The organism is Comamonas sp. UBA7528 (genome assembly GCF_002479375.1).
In the GTDB taxonomy this organism is placed as follows: domain Bacteria; phylum Pseudomonadota; class Gammaproteobacteria; order Burkholderiales; family Burkholderiaceae_C; genus Comamonas.
Genome location: NZ_DLMU01000017.1, coordinates 1 through 19,636 on the forward strand (window position 1 = coordinate 1; position 19,636 = coordinate 19,636).

Annotated in this window: 14 protein-coding genes; 3 read left to right on the forward strand and 11 right to left on the reverse strand. The window is 61.8% G+C overall.

What is annotated here, in order from left to right:
* Window positions 1–756: 756 nt before the first annotated feature.
* The 3 genes from B3349_RS20410 to B3349_RS20420 all read right to left on the reverse strand — a co-directional run bounded on the left by B3349_RS20410 (window position 757) and on the right by B3349_RS20420 (window position 6,077).
* Window positions 757–3,117 (reverse strand): TonB-dependent siderophore receptor, encoded by a 2,361-nt coding sequence (locus B3349_RS20410; protein ID WP_291591527.1) that lies wholly within the window; start codon window positions 3,115–3,117, stop codon window positions 757–759.
* 133 nt (window positions 3,118–3,250) lie between these two features.
* Complete coding sequence (locus B3349_RS20415; RefSeq protein ID WP_291591529.1) at window positions 3,251–4,831, reverse strand: esterase-like activity of phytase family protein; 1,581 nt, start codon at window positions 4,829–4,831, stop codon at window positions 3,251–3,253.
* 103 nt (window positions 4,832–4,934) lie between these two features.
* Window positions 4,935–6,077, reverse strand: coding sequence for a porin (locus B3349_RS20420; protein ID WP_291591530.1), 1,143 nt, complete (start codon window positions 6,075–6,077; stop codon window positions 4,935–4,937).
* A 272-nt stretch (window positions 6,078–6,349) separates the two neighbouring features.
* Here B3349_RS20420 and B3349_RS20425 point away from each other — a divergent pair, with 272 nt between their 5' ends.
* Window positions 6,350–7,159: a SprT-like domain-containing protein gene (locus B3349_RS20425; RefSeq protein WP_291591532.1), complete on the forward strand. Its 810-nt coding sequence runs from the start codon at window positions 6,350–6,352 to the stop codon at window positions 7,157–7,159.
* A gap of 108 nt (window positions 7,160–7,267) precedes the next feature.
* Here the strand turns inward: B3349_RS20425 and B3349_RS20430 are convergent, their stop codons facing one another.
* A complete protein-coding gene (locus B3349_RS20430; RefSeq protein ID WP_291591534.1) occupies window positions 7,268–8,263 on the reverse strand; it encodes a DNA-binding protein in 996 nt (331 codons plus the stop codon).
* Between the two features lie 115 nt (window positions 8,264–8,378).
* Here B3349_RS20430 and B3349_RS20435 point away from each other — a divergent pair, with 115 nt between their 5' ends.
* Together B3349_RS20435 and B3349_RS20440 are read left to right on the forward strand one after the other, a co-directional pair.
* Window positions 8,379–9,449, forward strand: a complete 1,071-nt coding sequence (locus B3349_RS20435) for a site-specific integrase (RefSeq protein ID WP_414646953.1) — start codon at window positions 8,379–8,381, stop codon at window positions 9,447–9,449.
* A 248-nt stretch (window positions 9,450–9,697) separates the two neighbouring features.
* A complete protein-coding gene (locus tag B3349_RS20440; protein WP_291591538.1) occupies window positions 9,698–10,669 on the forward strand; it encodes a Bug family tripartite tricarboxylate transporter substrate binding protein in 972 nt (323 codons plus the stop codon).
* Between the two features lie 116 nt (window positions 10,670–10,785).
* Here the strand turns inward: B3349_RS20440 and B3349_RS20445 are convergent, their stop codons facing one another.
* The 7 genes from B3349_RS20445 to scpA all read right to left on the reverse strand — a co-directional run bounded on the left by B3349_RS20445 (window position 10,786) and on the right by scpA (window position 19,628).
* Entirely contained in the window at window positions 10,786–11,079 is a 294-nt protein-coding gene (locus B3349_RS20445) for a YciI family protein (protein ID WP_291591539.1), read from the reverse strand.
* 32 nt (window positions 11,080–11,111) lie between these two features.
* The gene (locus B3349_RS20450) at window positions 11,112–11,582 is read right to left on the reverse strand and encodes a VOC family protein (RefSeq protein ID WP_291591542.1); all 471 of its coding nucleotides are present in this window, start codon (window positions 11,580–11,582) and stop codon (window positions 11,112–11,114) included.
* Window positions 11,583–11,674: 92 nt separating this feature from the next.
* Entirely contained in the window at window positions 11,675–12,493 is an 819-nt protein-coding gene (locus tag B3349_RS20455; protein ID WP_291591544.1) for a YdcF family protein, read from the reverse strand.
* Between the two features lie 207 nt (window positions 12,494–12,700).
* Window positions 12,701–14,749, reverse strand: coding sequence for an acetyl-CoA carboxylase biotin carboxylase subunit (locus tag B3349_RS20460; RefSeq protein ID WP_291591546.1), 2,049 nt, complete (start codon window positions 14,747–14,749; stop codon window positions 12,701–12,703).
* Between the two features lie 30 nt (window positions 14,750–14,779).
* Window positions 14,780–16,315: an acyl-CoA carboxylase subunit beta gene (locus tag B3349_RS20465; RefSeq protein WP_066534210.1), complete on the reverse strand. Its 1,536-nt coding sequence runs from the start codon at window positions 16,313–16,315 to the stop codon at window positions 14,780–14,782.
* A gap of 76 nt (window positions 16,316–16,391) precedes the next feature.
* Window positions 16,392–17,402 carry a methylmalonyl Co-A mutase-associated GTPase MeaB gene (meaB, locus tag B3349_RS20470; protein ID WP_066534211.1) on the reverse strand — a complete coding sequence of 337 codons (1,011 nt, stop codon included), beginning with the start codon at window positions 17,400–17,402 and terminating at the stop codon, window positions 16,392–16,394.
* Window positions 17,403–17,441: 39 nt separating this feature from the next.
* Window positions 17,442–19,628: a methylmalonyl-CoA mutase gene (gene scpA / locus B3349_RS20475; protein WP_291591550.1), complete on the reverse strand. Its 2,187-nt coding sequence runs from the start codon at window positions 19,626–19,628 to the stop codon at window positions 17,442–17,444.
* Between the last annotated feature and the right edge of the window lie 8 nt (window positions 19,629–19,636).

Here is a 19,636-nt window from a genome sequence, read left to right on the forward strand (position 1 = left end):
TAGAAAAAGCTGGTCGATTCACCGTTGCTCGGCCTGTCGCCGTGCAAAAAACGATTAGTTTGTCGCGCATGGCCAGCGCATGAGTGGATCAGACGGTCTCCATATCGCGGTTGGGCTCGCATTCGCACGAAGAGTTAGGTACGCCAGCCCAGCAATCCTGCATTAGCCACAAGGCTTTTACTTGCGTAGCAGATTTGAAAGCAGTAAGAAGTATCATCGTTCACAAAAATTGAGCAGGTGCTTCGCTAAGCCAACTAGCATCAAATTTACTTGAAAAATAGCATCAAATTTAGTTGCGTGTACGAGGGCCGCATCTGCCACATACGATGTGTTGGCTGTGATGTTATTTAACATAATACACATCGTATTATTTTCATGGAATCCTCAAAAACTGTTGACGCACGGTCCATGCAATCAGCCAATGCAAAACGGCTCAACTCAGCTGGTCAAGTTCAAGTTCATCAGTTGCATGTTCAAGCCCATGTGAGTGAGCCGCTTTGCACCTCTCCAGCCCCATACACATCCCCGAACTCCGAACACAATCGGCATTCTCAGGATCGGCGCGCTCATGCGCGCCGCCAAGATTGAGCAGCCCCAATTGCGGGACTGGTCCCTCCATGCACCGGATTTGCAGGGTGTCCCACACCCACGCTGCCTGCCAATCACGAAGGCGCATCTCCAAGCGCCACGCCGTTGCAACGGCTTTGCCCGCGCCCCATGAAGTGCAAGTGAGAGATTGCTAGCGGTAGTTGGCCATCACCACTTGTAGCTCAGACGCGCAATGGCCGTACGCCCCTCCCCCAGGTTACAGCCCAGCGCAAACGCGCAGGCGGCCACGTAATAGCGGTTGCTGAGGTTGCGCACATTCACGCTCGCGCTCCAGCCTTTCCATGCCGGATTGGCACGAGCCAGGTCATAACGAAGAGCCAGGTCCATCAAGGTGTAGGCGGGCACTTTGAAGGTGTTGGCCGCATCGCCCCAAGAGGAACCGGTATAGCGTGCGCCCAGGCCGATGCTCAAGCCGTCGACAAGTCCATCGGTGAAGGCATAGTCCAGCCACAACGATGCCAGATGCGCCGGCACCCGTGCCGGACTCTTGCCGATGTTGGAGGCGGTATTGTCCCTGGTTGTCTCGATGTCCAGCACACTGTATGCGCCCACCATCTTCAGGTTGCGCGTGATCTGGCCCACGCCTTCCAGCTCTACCCCTTTCGCACGCACTTCACCCGTCTGCACGCTGTAGCTGGTGTTGTTCGGATCCAGGGTGCTGACGTTTTGTCGACGCAAGTCAAAGGCAGCCAGCGTAAAAAAGCTGCGCGCGCCAGTCGGCTGGAACTTGATGCCGACCTCTCGCTGCACGCCGCGCTCGGGATCGAACGGCCGACTGCCGCGCGCAGGCGAGGTTGTTCCCGACACCGGGTTGAAGGACTGCGCATAGCTGACATACGGCGCCCACCCGTTGTCGAAGACGTAATTGAGCCCAGCGCGTGAAGTGGTTGCAGTCCAGTCACGGTCTGTCAGTACAGCATTGGCCAACCGGTCATCGATGCGGGTCGAGACCCGGTCATGTCGCACGCCCAGCGTACCCACCCAGCGGTTCCAGCGCAGCTGGTCCTGGGCATACACGCCCATCTGCGTGGTCGTCTCCAATTGGCTGGAGCGATAGGTGAAGGCCGATGTGTTCACGGCATTGCTGTAGTCCGGCTGAAACAGGTTCAGGCTGGGTGCGGCACCGGTCTGGGTGCGGGAGTCGCCTTCGTAGCGCGCATAGTCCAAGCCCAGCAGCAGGTTGTGAGTTACCGCCTGCGTGGAAAAGCGGCCTTTGAGCTGGTTGTCCACCGTGGTGTTGCGCGCCGTCATGTCCCGCAGGTCGTAGGAGCGGTTGATGGTCGTGCCGCTGAGCAGCCCGCTCGTACGGTAAACAAACCGCATATCGCTGTGGCCGTATGAATGGCGAAAGTTCTGCTGCGCGGTCCAGTGGTCGTTGAATGCATGCTCGACCTCGTAACCCAGCGAAGCCAATACATTGGTATCGCCATCAAACCCAGGAGCACCGATGTCCCGTGCCATCGGTACCCGCCCGAAGGGACTGCTGCCATCCACGGCCGCATACGGGATGAGACTGGTGAAGTTGGCCCAGTTCTTCTGATAGGACGACAGCAGTGTCACACGCGTGCTGCCATCGGGTTTCCAGGTCAGGCTGGGTGCAATGTAAAGGCGGTCATCCTTGAAGTTGTCCACGTACATGTCGGCATCGCGCGCCAGGGCCACAAAGCGATACAGCAGGTTGCCTTCCTCGGCCAAGGGGCCGCCCACATCGATGGCCACCTGTTTGCGGTTGCCAGTGCCCGTGGACAGTTCCAGCTCACCCTGCTGGTCTTGCGTGGGGCGTTTGGACACCATGGCGACCGCGCCCCCGGGCACGGCCGACTGGCCAAACATCACCGACGTGGGCCCTTTGAAGAACTCCAGGCGTTCTAGGCCAAAAGGCTCCTCCGCCCAATAGCCCACGGTGCGCACACGCATGCCATCCAGGTACGCCCCGCCCTGGCCCGAAGTGGTAAAGCCGCGCAGCATCAAGGCGTTGCCCGCGTTCTGCGCCCCGCTGTAGTCGGTGCGAACCCCAGCTGTGTAGCGCAGCGCCTCGGCTGTGCTCTGCACAGCCTGATCGCGCATCTGCTCACTCGTGATCACCGAGACGGCCTGCGGGGTCTCCAGCAGCGATGTATCGGTCTTGGTGGCCGTGGACGCGCGGGTGGCTACCCAGCCGGCCACCGGCGCCCAGGGGCTTTCACGGTCGGCATTGGCAGTGACACGCACCTCTGCCAACCCAGCTTCGGTCACCTGCGGCACACGACTGAGGACATATCCGCCGTGGGACTGCACTCTTGCCTCCAAGCCAGAACCACGGAGCAATGCGGTCAAACCGGCTGCAACGGTGAAGCGGCCCTGCAACCCCGGGCTGCGCAGGCCTTGCACCTGCCCCTGGGTGAAGGACAGCAGCAGGCCGGAATCGCGGCCAAAGCGGTTCAGCGTCTCATCCAGCGGGCCGGCGGGAATGCGGTATTCGCGCAAGCCCTCTGTAGCGGCCGGGGTCACGACAGCGGTTTCGCGCATCTGCCGGTGCGCAGCCATGAACCCCGGACACACGATCGCCCCTCATGGATCGCTTCAAACGGATTTGCTGCAAACAACAATGCGCCCCGCGTTGCCACGGGGCGCATTCCGTTGCTTATACAACGGCTGCCGTTCAGAGCGCGCCGTATTCGCTCAACTTCTTGCTGAACTTGAAGGTCCACAGTCGCTGTGCGCGATCGTTGACGTCGTTGGTGGTAAAGCGCAGGCTTGCCGCGCCTTTGGCGCACTTGCCGTCGTTCACGATCTTGCCGTCGGCGTCCACCATGCATTTGGTGACGTCGGAGCCTTCGATCTCCTTGCCGCTTGCGTCCAGCACGGCCAGCGAAACACCGAAGTCGGTGTCGTTGGTCAGCGCCAAGGTGTGGTCATCGACCAGCGCCAGGCCCTCGGCCTTCTCGGCCACCCAGCCGGTGGCGTTCAAATTGAAGAGCCGGGTCTTCTTGAGCGTCACGACCTTGGAATAGTCCGCGCCCTGGACGGGCTTGCCGGTCAGGCTGCTCTTTTCCAGGTCGGAGCCCAGTGCAGTGATATCGGTCGCGTTGGCTGGAAACTCGATCAGCACCAGATCGTTAAAGACCTTCTTGTCTTTGCCTGAGCCCTGCTCTATGGCGATGAACTTCCCCTTGCCCAGCGAAACCACATCACCGAGCTTGGCGTTGCCGGTCTTGCCCTGGCTGTACCAGCTGCTGTCCACGGGCAACGCGAACAGACGGGTTTTCTCGGTGGTGGGGTCAAACTCCACCCAGCGCACAAAGCGGGCGTAGTCGCGCACGTTTTCCGACTTGCCGGTCGCGCCGGGAACGGCTGCAGTGGTGTAGTCGGCCTTGCCGTCGTCCAGCGGACTTTGCAGGAAACCGTGCAGCTTGCCGCTGGCCGCATCGATACTAAGCCCTTCCATGCCCCGGTTGACGCGGCGCTTGGCGAGGATGACTGGCAGATCGGCAGCGCCGGTGCCGGGTTTGTATTTTTTCTGGATGATGCCGGTAACCGGGTCGATTTTCACGATGAAGGGGCCGTATTCGTCGGACACCCACAGCACATTGCGTGCAGCATCCACCACGACGGATTCGGTATCCAGACCGAATTCACTGTAGCCTGTGGCATTGCCGGGATAGGTGAAGGAGTCGTCCAGAACCTGCTCGCCCGTGTTGCCTGTGATGCCACGTGGCTGCACGCGGCCATTGGCGTTCTGTGTGGCGCTGAACTTGATGGGCAGGGTCGAGACGAGTTTGGCACCATCCTTGCCGAGGGTGATCACGCCGATGGACGGCGTGAAATTGGGCGAAGGAAACACCGTGGAACTGGCAAAGCCCGTGGCGTTGGAGCCGTCGGTGATCTGCGTGACCGGGCCGGTGGTCGCGTTCGGGCCGCGGTCGGTGATGGCGTAGAACTCCAGCGTGCCGTCAGCGCGCCTGCCCTTCAATGCCAGGCCGGAACCATAGGCCGGCAGAAAGCCCTTGGGGAAATCGGCCTTGGTGGCGGGGTGACGGCCTTCATAGGGGAAATAGAACCGGTCGTCGAACTGGACGTCCTGGCGCGTGACGATGGCGCTGATGCTGCCGACGCCGGTGGTCTGCGTGACCGTTTCGGCGCCAGCGACATGGTGTGGGCTGGTGTCGGCGCAGGCGCTCAGCAAGGCAGCCACGGCGGCGGTCACGGCCATCAGGCAGGAGGAAGAAGTGAGGTGGCGCATGGGGGGTATGGCTTGAGAAAAGATGGAGGCCAAAAAAACAGGCCCTGCGGGGCAAGGGCCTGTTCCAACCTGAAGATTCGCTATTGAAAGACGCTGTGTGCGTTCAGAACGAGTGGCTGATGCCGAGGTCCACGCCGCTCGAGCTGGCGTTGGCAACACCTGCGGGGCCGCCGATCAGGCCCACGCTGGCGCCGTTCTTGTTGCTGACATGCGCCACACCGCCGTACAGCGAGGTGCGCTTGGACAGGTCGTAGACGTATCCGATCGAATACTTGTCAGCCTTGCCGCCGCTGCGGGTGAGCGCCGTGGCATTTCCACTGAATTTGGCGCTGGCGTACTTGAGGCGGAGATTGCCCGGGCCCAGAGGCAGGGCGCCGCTCAGGTAGTAACCGTCAACCTTGCCGGATGTTCCGGTGCCGATGGGCTCCCACTTCAGGCGGTTGTATCCGCCGCTGAGCACGAAGCTGCCGAAGTTGTACGAAGCGCCCAGAGCCAAGTCGTCCAGATCGCTGGTTGCAGCGATGGCGCTGGGTGTGGTGACCGCGCGGGTTCCGGACATCTTGCCGTAGCCGATGCCCATATTCAGCGGGCCGGAGCGATAGCCCAGGCTACCACCGACGTACTTGCGGGCTTTGCTTGCGCCGGAGTTGGAAGTATTTTCGTCACCGAAGGATGCCGACAACTGGCCGTAGAAGCCGCCCAGGTCGCGGGGCAGCAGGTAGCTCACGGAGTTGCTGATGCGCGTGCGATCGACCGTACCGCTTTGGCTGGCAGCGTTATAGGCTGTCTGGCGGATCGTCTGGAACAGGTTGGCCTGCACGCCGGTGGTGGTGTCGGGGCCGCCGAAGGCAGTGAAGATGTTGTAGCTGGGGGTGTAATCGCGACCCAGACGGATTTCACCCCACGACTTGTTGGACAGCCCGATGGTGGAGCGACGCTCGAAAGCCAGAGAGCCGCTGCTGCCGCCCGCGCCGGTGTCGGGGTTGAGGCCGCCTTCGAGCCAGAACTCCGCACGGTTGCCGCCGCCCAGGTCTTCCGTACCGCGGAAGCCAATCAGGCTGGTCTTGCCCTGGCTGGAGTTCAATGCATTGAGCCTGTTGTTGCCAGACTTGGCGCTGGTGATGCCGACGTCCACCACACCAAAAATGGTGATGGAGGATTGTGCCAAGGCCAGGCTGGAAGAAGAGGCGACGAATGTGCCAACCACGAGTGCCAGAGTGCGCGAGCGCGCTTTTTGAGTTTTCATTGCCGAGATACGAACTGAACTGATCAAAGGGAATGGCGGTGGCGTTCTGCAACCGCTGCGGAAACTCTAAGCAACAGATAAGTACTGTTTGTGACGGTCGTTTCGTGTGGCATGAAAGTCACTGCAGGCGCGCATGTCTTGCTGCGTTTGGGCCCGACCTGCGTGCCGCACCACGATGGCCTGGCATCTGCAAGCGCATGCGGGATGGCCCCCTCCTCCACCCGTTCAGTCAGATGTCTGTGTGGATTTGTATTGCACAATACAAACCTCTCATGTCCAACTCCATGCCGGGTACTGCTCCGACACACCAAACCTACTCCGAGTTGCAGCAGGCCTATGACCATTTCAATGAAGCGCTCTTTGATGGCAGATTGCCCCACTGCCTCCTGACGCTCCAGCGGGAGAAGCGCACTGTGGGGTATTTCTCGGCCGCGCGATTTGCGTCACTCGAAGGAGCAACGACCGACGAGATTGCCATCAATCCCTCCTACTTTGCGGTTGTCCCGCTGGTGGAAACCATGCAGACCTTGGTGCACGAGATGGCCCATCTCTGGCAGCAGCACTTCGGCCAGCCAGGTCGCGGGCGTTACCACAACGAGCAGTGGGCACAGAAGATGGAGTCCATAGGCTTGATGCCCTCTTCCACCGGCCAGCCTGGCGGCAAGCGCACCGGGGACATGATGGCCGACTACCCTGTTGCCGGTGGCCGCTTTCTGGCTGCCTGTGAATCGCTTCTGACCAGTGATTTTTCGTTGAGCTGGTACGACCGCTTTCCCTCCGAGGAGCATGTGCAGCTGGGGCAAAACACCGTGTCCGCGCAGTTGGTCGGTGTCACCGGCGCTTCAGCCCCCATCAAAGACAACCCTGCCCTGGCGGGTGCGGTTCGCCCTGGTGGACCCAGCCGCAAACCCATCGCAGAAGTTGCTGCTGGCGAGCTGCCCTCCTCCCCCGAGGCCGTCCCCAACAAGTCGAACCGCATCAAATACATATGCGGCGGGTGCCCGAAGCTCAGCGTCTGGGGCCGGCCCAACCTGAACATTGTGTGCGGCGACTGTGGAAGTCACTTTGTTGCTCTGAACTAGCAGAAGCCAGACGCCGAAGAAAATTTTCAGGCGCTGTTTTCTCCGTGATGCGTTTCCTCTGAGCCCTCAGGTTGGAAGCTCAGGGGTGTCCAGCACGCCCTGGGCGGTTCATTTCCGGTTTTTCCGCAGGGCCCGCGCAGGAAGGCTTTTGCGTGCCGGGGCCCGTGCCAAACGTGGCCGTGTGGCTGCCGCATCGGCCAAAGGATGGAGAGACGCTTGCGATTGCTGCGCCACCTGGCTGCGTATGGCGGCCAAGGCTTTCAGATCGTCAATGCGCTCCAGGGCCGAGCGCAAGGCCTGTTCGGCCGACAGCTGCGCCCCGCGCGTTTGCACCAGATCTTCTTCCGAGCGCAGAAAGCGCTCGTGCAGTTCTTCGTAGCGGGCCTGCTGCCGGCGTTCGCCCTCCGCCTGCTGCTTCTTGCCTGTAGCCAGGTCCTGTCGCGCACGGTCCAGATCGGCCAGCATGCGACGTTCGTTGCCGGCGAACTGTTCGGCCAGACGCTGGCGTTCGGCAGATGCGGCCTGCAGTGCTTCGGCGTGTTGCTTGTGGTCTTCTTCACGCAGGCGGTTCTTCTCGGCCACTTCGTTGCGCAGTGCCTGGATCTGCGACTCACGCTCCTGCAGCAGTTGCTGCATTTCGTCCTGGCGGCGCGATAGCTCCTGTGCCTGGCTGCGCGCCAGTTTCATGGCGTCGTCCATGGCTTTTTTCTGCTGGTGCATGGCTTCTTCGCGCTGAACCAGGTGCTGTTCATTGGCCGCGACCGTCTTCTCGGCCGCCGCAATGGCCAATTCGCGTTCATGCAGCAGCTGTTCTGCCGCCTGTTTGGATTGCTCCAGTGCGCTCACCCACATCAGCTGCGCCGCCTGGCGCACCGGTTCCGGCACGTCGTCTGCCGGCTCCTGGGCAGACTCCGCCACCCCCAGGCGGGCGCCCAGCGTGGCAAACCAGGCTTCCAGCATGGGGCTGACGGTATTGGGCGACCCCCGGCCAATGTGCTGGCGCACACGCTCGATCGTGGGACGCAACCCCTGGGCGATCAAGGCATCTGCGGCACCCCATACATCGGCTTCCTGGATTCCTCGCGTACTTTTGCTGGTGTTCATGCACTCATCCTTTTCAATTACCATCGATAAGTGATTGTTATCGTGATTTGATAAATATTATTATATAACAACATACATGTAACGTATTAAATATAACAAACACTACATCATACATATGCAATATCCCGTTTCAGGCGCTACAAAAGGGGTGGAAGCACCCGTGCAACTGGGCCATGCCACCGTCAGCGCCATCAAAGACCTGTTGACCGAAGGTGAGTCCGCCAATACCCGTGCCAGCTACCAAAGCGCCCTGCGCTACTGGCAGGCCTGGCACCGGCTGCGCTATGGCGAAGACATGGTCTGGCCAACGGATGTGGCGCACGTGCTGCAGTTCATCGTGGACCATGCCGAGCGCCAGACGCCCACCGGCCTGCGCTGCGAGCTGCCGGAAACCGTGGACCATGCGCTGGTGCAGGCAGGGCACAAGGGCCGCACGGGCGCCCTCTCCCACAACACACTGGTGCACCGTGTGGCGGTGCTGTCCAAGTACCACCAGAGCCAGGACTGGCCCAATCCATGCCAGGACGCGCATGTGCGCGAGCTGATGGCGCGCACGCGCAAGGCCTACGCCAAACGTGGCGCCATGCCACAGAAGAAAGCGGCCATCACCAAGGAGGTGCTGAGCGCTTTGCTGGCGACCTGTGACGACAGCCTGCGTGGCAAGCGTGACCGGGCGTTGCTGCTGTTTGCCTGGGCCAGCGGCGGGCGCCGCCGCTCCGAGGTGGCACAGGCAGAAATGCTCCACCTGCGCCGGGTGGCGCCGCAGGAATACCTCTACACCCTCGCCCACTCCAAAACCAACCAGTCAGGCATGGACGCACCCGACAACCACAAGCCGGTGCTGGGTGCGGCCGGCGCAGCGCTGCAGGAATGGCTGACGGCCAGTGGCATCGTGGACGGCGCCATCTTCCGCCGCATACGCAAGGGCGGCCATGTGGGCGAGCCGCTGTCGCCCGCTGCGGTGCGCACCATCGTCAAGGAGCGCTGCGCACTCGCGGGGGTGGAAGGTGATTTCTCCGCGCATTCACTGCGCTCCGGTTTTGTGACCGAGGCTGGACGCCGCAATGTACCGCTGCCCGAAACCATGGCCTTGACCGGCCACCACAGCGTGGCCACGGTGCTGGGCTACTTCCGTGCAGAATCGGCACTGCACAACCAGGCAGCGCGGATGATGGATGAGGAATAGCCGGACCACACAGCCTTGATGTGGCGCAGCGGAATGCAGCGGCCAGGCCAAAGGGTCCGCGGTATTTCACATGCGGCATGCCCCAAGATCAGTCACGCCCCCTGCGTGGATGCCCAATCCGCAGCAGCAAACCCGCTTCCGCCCTAGGGTTCGCACCCTGGTGATGCCAAAGCCTTTGCTGCACAAACAAACCCAAAGCGATCCCCCTTCTCTACTGAATCAGGTGCCACGGCACCCAAGGAGTCTGTATGCCACGCTGGGTTTGGAAGTCGGTCTGTGTGTTGGCCACCTGTGCGGGTCTGTCTGCAGCGCATGCTGCGGACAATTTCCCATCCCGCCCCATCAAGCTGCAGGTCGGCTTCCCGGCCGGCGGGCCCACCGACATCACCATGCGCGTGATCGCCGAGCATGCTGGCAAGACCTTGGGCCAGCCCATCGTGGTGGAAAACAAACCCGGTGCCGGCGGAACCCTGCCCGCAACCACGGTGCAGATGTCGCCGCCTGATGGCTACACCATCGGCCAGTCGCCATTGGGCATTTTCCGCATGGGCTATACACAGAAGATGAGCTGGGATCCCCTCAAGGATCTGCGCTACATCATCAATCTGACGGGCTACACCTTTGGCCTGACAGTGCCCGCCAACAGCCCGTTCAACAGCTGGCAGGACTTTGTGGCATATGCCAAGGCCAACCCCGGCAAGATCACCTATGGCTCTGCAGGCGGCAACCTGACCAGTCCGCACCTGACCATGGAGCGCATTGCCGAAGCAGCAGGTATCCAGCTGACCCATGTGCCCTTCAAAGGCAGCGCCGATCTGGCCCAGGCCCTGCTGGGCGGCCATGTGATGGCCGCGGCCGACAGCAGCGCCTTCGTGCCCTATGTGGAATCAGGCAGAGCCAAGCTGCTGAATGTCTGGGGCGAAAAGCGCATGGAGCGCTTTCCCAATGTTCCCACGCTCAAGGAACTGGGCATCGATATCGTCCAGACCTCACCCTACGGCCTGGTGGCCCCCAAGGGCACACCACCCGAGGTGATCAAGAAGCTGCACGATGCCTTCAAAAAGGCGCTGGAGGACAAGTCTTCCATCGATGCCCTGGCCAAGTACGACATGCTGCCCAATTACATGAGCAGCGAACAGTACACCCAATTTGCCCGCGATGTGAGCCAGCGCGAGAAGGTCATCATCGAGCGGCTGGGGCTGGAAAAGGTCAAGAACTGAAGCGCATGGTTGCTGCAATGCGACCTGCGCCATGTGATGCGGCAAGGCTGAGCCACGCTCGCCCTGATGACGTCACATGTCGCTACGGCCTCTTGTGTTGCGGCCGCAGAACCCGGTTAGAGCTGCTCCACCCTGTCGGCAAACGCCTTGCCCCAGGTGCGCAGTTCGTACTGGCGGGCACCGTAGATAAAGTACGGGTCTTGCTCGACCAGTTGCACGACCCGGGCACGGTCGGGTACATCCAGAATCCACAGGCCGCCAACGTAATCGCCCTCGGGACTGTGGCGGCAACCTCCAGCCAGCACGATTTCATCGCGGTGCTGGTCCAGATACGCCAAATGTGCGTTGCCCCATTGCGCACGCACCGCCAGCATGGCTGGCGTGTCGGTAAAAATGGCAATCCAGCGCATGGCGGTGTCTTGCGTATAGCTGGTTCGGCCTATCAGCTCAGCGCAGCGATCACGTCCGCAGGCGCCTGTACCAGTTCGATCAGCACGCCCTCTCCGGCAATGGGGAATTCGTCGTTGCTCTTGGGGTGCAGAAAGGTGATGTCATAGCCCGCAGCTCCCTTGCGGATGCCGCCGGGGGCAAAGCGCACGCCGTTGGCGGTCAGCCATTCCACGGCCTTGGGCAGGTCGTCGATCCACAGACCGATGTGGTTCAGCGGCGTGGCGTGCACGGCAGGCTTTTTCTCGATGTCCATGGGCTGCATGATGTCCACTTCCACCTTCATGGCACCCTTGCCCATGGCGAGAATGTCTTCGTCCACGTTCTCGCGCTCACTTTGGAAGGTGCCGGTCTGCTCCAGACCCAGCATGTCCACCCACAGCTTCTTCATGCGGCCCTTGTCGGTGCCGCCGATTGCGACCTGCTGGATGCCCAGCACTTTGAAAGGGCGGATGTTTGCAGTCATGAAATACTCCTTATGGGTAGCGGCCTGTACTTTCCTGTTCCGTACAGGCCGCCATTTGATTCAAGAAATCACAATACGCCCCGCCCTCGCCTTCACACCTCGCCCAGCGCCCAGCTGCTGAGCATGGCGAAGTATTCCCGCAGCCAGGCGTTGTAGCGTGTGGCCAGAGGGGTGGCCGCAGCCACGGGCACCATGCCGGTCAGACCTTGCTGGCGGGCCATGCCCATGGCGCGCATCAAATGAAAGTCGCTGCTGACCATGGCCATGGGCGCAGTGGCGTCCACGCCGCGCTCTTGCAGCAGCGGGCGGCTGAGTTGCAGATTCAATTCGGTGCTGGTGCTTTCGCCTTCCATCACCAGACGCTCAGGGGAAATTCTGTGGCGCTCCATCAGATAGCGGGCCATCACGGCGGCTTCGCTTTCGGTTTCACCCCAGTCGATGCCACCGCACACGGCGATCAAGGCCATGGGTTGCAGGCGCGCCAACTGGGCAGCCGTGTCCAGACGTTCCTGCAGGACCGGGCGCGGCCGGCCATCCTGCGTGCCACTGCCCAGCACCACGATAGCCTCCACTGTCGGCACTTGCGCGGGGGCCACGCCGATGCCCAGCAAGCGGCTCCAGAAAACCAGCACGCTCAGCACCCACAGTGCCAGCAGGATCCAGCCCCATTTCCACAGAGCTGCATGGCTGCGCTTGCTATGGCGCCAGCGCTGTACTTCCGGCCACAGCCAAGCCAGCAAGGCACCCACGGCTCCGAGCGCCCCCGGCACCACCACGCCCACATTGAAGTGGTTCCACATCATCAGCACCACGGCATCGGCCAGCAGCACGGCACTGACCAGGGACAGCAGCGTGCGTTGCAGGCGTTGACCAGGGCTGCGGCTGGAGGTGGACGACGATAAGGTGGCCAAAGGGGCTTTCAAATACATAGCTGCTTGCGCAAGTACCGGGTGCGCGGAAGGTGGTTTTGACGGATATTGCAGAGCTTAACTGCAACCAGTTGTTACCTTCCGAGTGTGCCTGATGAAAAGCCCGCGCGGTACCAACCACGCGGGCCCATCACACAGACCAGAACGTGGCGGCGCAACGCCATGTCGGCACCGCCACGTCTGCCGCCATCATTCGAATTCCAGAATGATGTCGTCCACGGCCAGCGAATCGCCCTTGGCGGCGCTGATCTTGCTCACCACGCCGTCCTGTACGGCAAACAGGATGTTCTCCATCTTCATGGCTTCGATGACCGCCAGCTTTTCACCGGCTTGCACCTTCTGACCGGGTTGCACTGCCACGTCGACCAGCAGTCCGGGCATGGGCGAGAGCAGGAACTTGGACAGATCTGGCGGAGCCTTGTAGGGCATGAGCTGGTGCAGTGTGGCGCCCTTGGGCGACAGCACCAGCACGTCGGCTTGCGTGCCGTTGTGGATCACACGCAGAGCCAACGGGTTCTTGACCGTGCCGCGCTCGATCTGGCAGGTGAAGGGCTTGCCGTTACAACTGCCCCGCACCACCAGGTCACGGATGTCGGCGTTGCTGCGCATCTCGTACGTCTTGCCGTTGACCACCACGTTGCATACACGGGCTTCGGCGTCAAAGTCAGTCACCTCTCCGCTCACGTACTGGTGCTTGCCTTCTGCACCCAGTATCACCGCCGTGTACTGGTGGCCCACATGCACCTGGTGGCCCTGCATCTGGCCGGTGATGGTCGATGCCCGAGCGCGGTAGCGGCGGTTGCGGAACATGGCCAGAGCGACCAGGAAATCCGGATCGGCGTGCGGCACGTCTTCGGCATGGAAGCCGTGGGCATAGTGCTGGGCGATGAAGCCGGTGTTGAACTTGCCCGAGACGAAATCCGGGTGTGCCAGCAACGCAGCCTGGAACGGAATGTTCGAGCTGATGCCGCGGATGGCAAAGCCGTTCAGGGCTTCACGCATCTTGGCAATGGCGTCATTGCGGTCCTTGCCGTGCACGATGAGCTTGGCGATCATCGAGTCGTAGAACATCGGGATCTCGCCGCCTTCGAACACGCCGGTGTCCACGCGCACGCCCTGCAGGCTCTGGGTGTTGGCCTGCCACATGGTCTGCTCGGGAGGCTGAAAGCGCACCAGACGGCCGGTCGAAGGCAGGAAGTTGCGGAACGGATCTTCGGCGTTGATGCGGCACTCGATGGCCCAGCCGTCGCGCTTCACATCCTCCTGGGTGAACGCCAACTTTTCACCGGCGGCCACACGGATCATCTGCTCCACCAGATCCAGGCCGGTGATGCATTCGGTCACGGGGTGTTCCACCTGCAGGCGGGTGTTCATTTCCAGGAAGTAGAAATCCTGGTCCTTGCCGACCACAAACTCCACGGTGCCGGCGCTTTGGTACTTTACGGCCTTGGCCAGGGCTACGGCCTGCTCGCCCATGGCCTTGCGGGTGGCATCGCTGATGAAGGGGCTGGGCGCCTCTTCAATCACCTTCTGGTGGCGGCGCTGGATGGAGCATTCGCGCTCGTTCAAGTACACCACATTGCCGTGGCTGTCGCCCAGGATCTGGATTTCGATGTGGCGCGGCTCCTGCACAAACTTCTCGATGAAGATGCGGTCATCGCCAAAGCTGTTGCGGGCTTCGTTCTGGCAGGCGGTAAAGCCTTCCAGTGCCTCCTTGTCGTTGTAGGCCACGCGCAGGCCCTTGCCACCGCCGCCGGCGGAAGCCTTGATCATCACCGGGTAGCCGATGCTCTGGGCAATGCCGACGGCTTTTTCCGCATTCTCGATGGCGTCGTTGTAGCCCGGAATGGTATTGACCTGGGCCTCGCCAGCCAGCTTCTTGGAGGCGATCTTGTCCCCCATGGCCGCGATCGAATGCGCCTTGGGGCCGATGAAGGCAATGCCCTCGTCTTCGCAGCGCTTGGCAAAGGCTTCGTTTTCCGACAGGAAGCCGTAGCCGGGGTGCACGGCCTGGGCGCCGGTGGACTTGCAGGCGGCGATGATGCGGTCGCCCAGCAGATAGGACTCCCGGCTGGGCGCGGCACCAATGTGCACGGCCTCGTCGGCCAGCTTCACATGGCGGGCATCCTTGTCGGCGTCGGAATAGACCGCCACGGTCTGGATGCCCATCTTGCGGGCGGTGGCGATCACGCGGCAAGCGATTTCGCCGCGGTTGGCAATCAGGATCTTGGTAAACATGGTGTGTAGTTCTCCTGGTTCTTGTTCTTCTTAGAGCGGAATGTTTCCGTGCTTGCGCCACGGATTTTCCAGCTGCTTGTTCTTGAGCATTTCCAGCGAACGGCAGATGCGCTTTCGCGTCTCGTGCGGCTGAACCACATCGTCGATGAACCCACGTGCGCCGGCCACGAACGGGTTGGCAAAACGGGCCTTGTATTCGGCTTCGCGTGCAGCGAGTTTTTCGGGGTCGTTCTTGTCTTCGCGGAAGATGATTTCCACGGCACCCTTGGCGCCCATCACGGCAATCTCGGCGTGCGGCCAGGCCAGGTTCACATCGCCGCGCAGGTGCTTAGAGGCCATCACGTCGTACGCGCCGCCATAGGCCTTGCGCGTGATGACGGTGATCTTGGGCACGGTGGCTTCCGCATAGGCGTACAGCAACTTGGCGCCGTGCTTGATGATGCCGCCGTATTCCTGCGAGGTGCCGGGCATGAAGCCGGGCACGTCGACGAACGTGACCACCGGGATGTTGAAGGCATCGCAGAAGCGCACAAAGCGCGCGGCCTTGATGGAGGACTTGATGTCCAGGCAACCGGCCAGCACCAGGGGCTGGTTGGCCACAATGCCCACGGTCTGGCCGGCCATGCGGGCAAAACCGATCAGGATGTTCTTGGCATATTCGGGCTGCAGCTCGAAGAAGTCGCCATCGTCCACGGTCTTGAGAATCAGCTCCTTCATGTCGTAGGGCTTGTTGGGATTCTCCGGCACCAGCGTATCCAGCGACATTTCGGCACGGTTCACGGGATCGGTGCTGATGCGCACAGGCGCTTTTTCGCGGTTGTTCAGCGGCAGGTAGTTGTAGAGGCGCCGCAGCATCATCAGTGCTTCGACGTCGTTGTCAAAGGCCATATCGGCCACACCGCTCTTGGTGGTGTGGGTGATGGCACCGCCCAGTTCTTCGGCCGTGACTTCTTCGTGGGTCACGGTCTTCACTACTTCAGGGCCGGTCACGAACATATAGGAGCTGTCCTTGACCATGAAGATGAAGTCGGTCATGGCCGGCGAGTACACCGCGCCACCGGCGCTGGGGCCCATGATCATTGAGATCTGGGGCACCACGCCAGATGCCAGCACATTCTTCTGGAACACGTCGGCATAGCCGCCCAGAGAGGCCACGCCTTCCTGGATGCGTGCACCGCCCGAGTCGTTCAGGCCGATCACGGGAGCGCCAACCTTCATGGCTTGGTCCATTACCTTGCAGATCTTCTCGGCATGGGTTTCGGAGAGTGCGCCGCCGAAGACCGTGAAATCCTGGCTGAACACAAAGACCAGACGGCCGTTGATCATGCCGTAGCCGGTGACCACGCCGTCGCCGGGGATCTTGGTGTTTTCCATGCCGAAATCCGTGCAGCGGTGCTCCACGAACATGTCCCATTCTTCGAAGGTGCCGTCGTCGAGCAGCAGCTCAATGCGTTCGCGCGCCGTCAGCTTGCCCTTTTTGTGCTGCGCGTCGATGCGCTTTTGTCCCCCACCCAGCCGAGCGAGTTCTCGCTTGGCTTCCAGCTGCTTCAGGATGTCTTCTTGCATGCTTGTCCTCTAACGTGATTTGGGTTGTGTGTATCGCTCGGCCTGCGCGGCGTCTGCTGTGATTCGGTTGGGCTGTCTACGCACTACTGGATTGCGCAGACAGCAGATGTCGTGCTGCCGTGCTCGCCGCAATGCGCCCTGCGGCCACATCGGCCTGCAGGGCGGGCAGCAGTGCCTGCACCTGCGGGTGTTGGCGAAAAGCCTGCTTGAGGCCAAAGTCGATGCGCTCCCACATCCAGGCCAGGGACTGCTTTTCACGGCGCTGAGCCAGGCGGCCGTTGCGGGTCTGCAGGTCTTGGAAGCTGGAAACCGCGGCCCAGAAGCCTTCCACCCCCTGCCCCAGCAAGGCACTGATCTGCAGCACCCGGGGCTGCCACAGTGCGCCGGTGCTGGCGTGGTCGGGGTTGCCGTGCATGCCCAGCAACCGCAGGCTGGACGTGATCTGGGCCTGCGCCCGCGTGGCGGCGTTGGGGTCGATGTCGGCCTTGTTGATGACCACCAGGTCTGCCAGCTCCATCACACCTTTCTTGATCGCCTGCAGATCGTCGCCCGCATTGGGCAGCTGCAGCACGCAGAACATATCGGTCATGCCGTGTACGGCAATCTCGCTCTGGCCCACGCCCACGGTCTCGACGATCACCACGTCGTAGCCAGCGGCTTCGCAGACCAGCATGGCCTCGCGCGTCTTCTCCGCCACGCCGCCCAAGGTGCCGCTGGACGGACTGGGACGGATATAGGCTTCCAGCCGCATCGACAGCTGCTCCATGCGGGTCTTGTCCCCCAGGATGGAGCCGCCGGACACGGTGGACGACGGGTCGATGGCCAGCACCGCCACCTTCAGCCCCTGCCCGATCAGGTACAGACCCAGGGCTTCGATGAAGGTGGACTTGCCCACGCCGGGCACACCGCTGATGCCCAGGCGGAACGCCTTGCCGGTATGCGGCAGCAAGGCCGTGAGCAAGCCATCGGCCTGCTCGCGGTGGTCGGGGCGCGAGGATTCCAGCAAGGTGATGGCCTTGGCCATTGCGCGGCGCCGCACGGCAGGATTGCCGCGCAGAATGCCGTCTTGCATTTGCTCAGGGGTCACAGCAGATCGCCTTTGCTCTGTCTCGGTATCAGCGACAGATTACAGGTTGTGGGCCTGCTTGATCTGCTCCAGCACATGCTTGGCGCTGGCAGGGATCGGCGTGCCGGGGCCGTAGACCCCCTTGACGCCGGCGTTGAACAGGTAGTCATAGTCCTGGGCCGGGATCACACCGCCGACGAAGACGATGATGTCGTCCGCACCCTGCTTTTTCAATTCGGCAATGATGGCGGGCACCAGGGTCTTGTGGCCGGCGGCCAGCGTGGAAACACCCACGGCGTGCACATCGTTCTCGATGGCCTGGCGGGCACACTCTTCCGGCGTCTGGAACAGCGGGCCCATGTCCACGTCAAATCCCAGGTCGGCAAAGGCGGTGGCCACCACCTTGGCGCCACGGTCATGGCCGTCCTGGCCCAGCTTGGCGATCATCACGCGGGGACGGCGGCCCAGAGCGCCGGACGCGGTATTGATCTCTTCCTTGAGCTTGTCCCAGCCTTCGGCCGAATCGTAAGCGGCAGCGTACACACCGGTCACCTTTTGTGTGTCAGCGCGGTGGCGGCCAAAAGACTTTTCCAGCGCGTCGGAAATTTCACCCACCGTGGCGCGCAGGCGCACGGCCTTGATGGACAGGTCCAGCAGATTGCCGTGACCGGTTTCTGCCGCCGCCGTGAGCGCGGCCAGGGCCGCATCCACCGCCTGCTGGTCACGCTTGGCCTTGATGTCCTTCAGGCTGGCAATCTGGCTGTCACGCACCTTGACGTTGTCCACTTCCAGAATGTCGACCGGATCTTCCTTGGCCAGCTTGTACTTGTTGACGCCCACAATGACTTCCTTGCCAGAGTCGATGCGGGCCTGCTTTTCGGCCGCTGCAGCTTCGATCTTGAGCTTGGCCCAGCCGGAATCCACGGCAGCCGTCATGCCGCCCATGGCATCCACTTCCTCGATGATGGCCCAGGCCTTGTCGGCCATTTCCTGTGTCAGCTTTTCCATCATGTAAGAACCGGCCCAGGGGTCGATCACATTGGTGATGTGGGTCTCTTCCTGGATGATCAGCTGGGTGTTGCGGGCAATGCGGGCAGAAAACTCCGTGGGCAGGGCAATCGCCTCGTCGAGTGCATTGGTGTGCAGGGACTGGGTGCCGCCAAACACGGCGGCCATGGCTTCGATCGTGGTGCGCACCACGTTGTTGTATGGGTCCTGCTCGGTCAGCGACCAGCCCGAGGTCTGGCTGTGCGTGCGCAGCATCAGGCTCTTGGGGTTCTTGGCATCGAAGCCCTTCATGATGCGGCACCACAGCAGGCGCGCGGCACGCATCTTGGCTACTTCTAGGTAGAAGTTCATGCCCACGGCCCAGAAGAAGGACAGGCGACCGGCAAACGCATCCACGTCCATGCCCTTGGCAATGGCCGTTTTCACATATTCCTTGCCGTCGGCCAGCGTGAAAGCCATCTCCAGCGCCTGGTTGGCGCCGGCTTCCTGCATGTGATAGCCCGAAATCGAGATCGAGTTGAACTTGGGCATGTTCTGGCTCGTGTACTCGATGATGTCGCCGATGATCTTCATCGACGGCTTGGGCGGGTAGATATAGGTGTTGCGCACCATGAACTCTTTCAGAATGTCGTTCTGAATCGTTCCGGCCAGCTGGTCCTGGCTCACGCCCTGCTCTTCCGCCGCCACCACGTAGCCGGCCAGCACCGGCAGCACGGCACCGTTCATGGTCATGGAGACGGACACCTTGTCCAGGGGGATCTGGTCGAACAGCACCTTCATGTCTTCGACCGAATCAATCGCCACCCCGGCCTTGCCCACGTCACCGGTCACGCGGGGATGGTCGGAGTCGTAACCGCGGTGCGTGGCCAGATCGAACGCCACCGACACGCCTTGACCGCCTGCGGCCAGTGCCTTGCGGTAGAAGGCGTTGGACTCTTCGGCGGTAGAAAAGCCTGCGTACTGGCGGATCGTCCAGGGCCGGCCGGCATACATGGTGGCCTGGGGGCCGCGGATGTAGGGCTCGAAACCTGGCAGCGTATTGGTATAGGGCAATGCCGCCGTGTCCTCGGCCGTATACAGGGGCTTGACCGTGATGCCATCCGGCGTAACCCAATTCAAGGCTTCCACATCACCGCCAGGGGCAGCCTTGGCTGCGGCCTTGGCCCAGTCTTTCAGGCTGGATTGGGTGAAATCTTCAGGCTGGGCTGCGCCCTGCGCGGCTTGGGAATCGTGGCTCATGGGAAACG